Origin of the sequence: Kitasatospora sp. MBT63 (genome assembly GCF_000710465.2) — a bacterium.
In the GTDB taxonomy this organism is placed as follows: Bacteria; Actinomycetota; Actinomycetes; order Streptomycetales; family Streptomycetaceae; genus Kitasatospora.
This window is the reverse complement of sequence record NZ_JAIZ01000785.1, coordinates 1-2,199: the sequence shown is the minus strand read 5'-3', so window position 1 is coordinate 2,199 and position 2,199 is coordinate 1. Positions and strand designations below refer to the sequence as shown.

The following is a 2,199-nucleotide window of genomic DNA, read 5'->3' as shown; positions in this document are numbered from 1 at the left end:
CACGGGTCCGCGGCGGGCCCGCGCCCGGGCCCGGGGCCGCCCTCCCGGCGGCCGCGCGGCCCCTCACCCGGCGTGCCCGGACCGGGACGCTTCGTGCCGGTACCGTCCGCGTCGGCCCGGCCCGGCGGACCACCGGTCCGGGTCAGACCGCCAGACGCCGTTCGGGCAGCACGGCGTCGATCTCGGCCCGCAATTCGGCCACCTCGGGCAGGCCCTGGTAGCGGCCGGCCAGCCGGTACATCTCGCGCAGCCGGTCCCAGGTGCGCAGCGAGGAGGTCTGGCTGATCGCCGCCAGCGCCAGCTTCGCCTGGACCAGGGCCGCGTCCGGTTCGCCGGAGATCCAGTACACCGAGGCCAGGGTGATCCGGTCGAGCAGCGCGGAGCGCTCCCGGCCGGAGCCGGCCCGCAGGTCGATGGCGCGGCCGGCGTGCACCTCGGCCAGCCGGGCCGCGCCCGGGTCGTGCTCGGCGAGGGTCCGGTACACCAGGGCCTGCATGCCGTGCAGTTCGGCTTCGTCGAACAGCTGCATCCAGCTCGGCGGGGCCTCCTGGGATTCCTGGACGAACAGGTCCTCGGCCTCGCCGAGCACCCGCCGGGTCGCCTCCGCGCGGCCGAGCGAGGCCTGCGCCCAGGCCTCCACGGTGTGCAGCATGGCGCGGGTCCGGGGCTGTGCCCGCTCCCCGGTGCTGGAACGGGCGAGCTGCATCAGCTCGAGGGCGTCGTCGGCCCGGCCGAGGTGGAGCATCTGGCGGGCCGCCCGGGAGATCGCCTCGCCGGCCCGGGGGCGGTCGTCGGCCTCCTTGGCGGCCTGCGCTGCGATCACGAAGTAGCGCTGGGCGGTGGGTTCCAGGCCCACGTCGTGGGACATCCAGCCGGCCAGGACGGCCAGGTTGGCGGCCACCGTCCAGAGTCTGCGCTCCAGCACGGGGTGGTGCCGGTGGGTCAGCAGGCCGCCGACCTCGTTCAGCTGGCCGACCACGGCCTTGCGCTGGAGTCCGCCGCCGCGGGAGGCGTCCCAGGCCCGGAACACCTCGACGGAGCGTTCGAGCGCGATCACCTCCTCGGCGCCGACCGGGCCGGCGTCGTACACGTCGACCACCGGCCGCGGGCCGCCCTGGGTGAGCACCTGCCGGGGGCCCGGCCGGTCGGCCGCGTACGCCACGTCGCCGCTGTTCAGCCAGTCGTGGAGGTTGTCTGCGATGGCTGCGCCTGCCGCGAGCGCGGCGCCCGCGCCCACCAGACCGCGTCGGTTCAGCATGAGGTCCATTCCCGTGAACTCGGTGAGGACCGCAGCCGTCCGATCCGGCTCCCAGGCTCGTTCCGACGCGGCAGTCGAGCCCGACCTGGTGGGCCGGTGTCGTTCCAGACCTAAGTCCTCAGTGGTGACGACACGGCCGAGCCGCTCCGTGAACACGGCGGCCAGCACCCTGGGCACCGGATCGCGGGGGATCTCCCCCTGCTCGATCCAGCGCCGCACCCGCGAGGTGTCGGTGGACAGCTGCTGCTGTCCCATCGCCGCACCGCGCCGGTTGACCAGCCTCGCCAGTTCGCCCTTGGACCATCCGGTCAGGGCGAAGAGGTCGGCCAGTCGGCTGTTCGGCCCCTTGCTCACGTGAAGCCCCCAGGTTCCTCGGCTGATTTCGACACTAATGGCTCTGTCATGTGCCACGCGACCATTCGCCAGGCTTCGCCAGGGTCCGCCACATGGTGTACCAGTGGTGATCGGGTGTCAGGTAGGAGTGCGCCACCTCGACCTCGCGTCGAGGGGCCCGGGATCCGGGCCGGGACTGCACCGACGGGCCGTCAACACCCGTGCGGGGGCGTCGTCCCAAGGGGTGGCGCGGCCGGGTGGCGCGGGGGCGTCGGGCACGGCACGGCAGATCGGGACGGCCGCATTTCCCCAGGGTGCGGCGGACCCGGACAGGCCGGCTCCGCGCCCGACGCCCGCACTCCACCCCGGCCGGCCCCCGGCGGAACCAGGAACCGCCGGGACGTCCACCGCCGTCGGCCAGGAAGGGACCCTCACCAGCCCATGTACTCCTCCGCCAGCACCGGCGCCCGCCCGTCGAATCCCACCCAACTCGACGGCGGCGCACCGCGTCACCCCGCCGGCCAGCCCCGTCCCGGGCTGCGGCCGCCCACGGCTGCGGGCGGCCGGCCGGCTCCCCGCGGCGGCGAGCTGCGCGATCCCCGCGCGCT

At 75.1% G+C, this 2,199-nt stretch carries 1 protein-coding gene; it reads right to left on the bottom strand.

The features are described 5' to 3' along the window. Positions 1-142: 142 nt before the first annotated feature. Complete coding sequence (locus AA75_RS40740; protein ID WP_033825544.1) at positions 143-1,612, bottom strand: hypothetical protein; 1,470 nt, start codon at positions 1,610-1,612, stop codon at positions 143-145. Positions 1,613-2,199 lie beyond the last annotated feature (587 nt).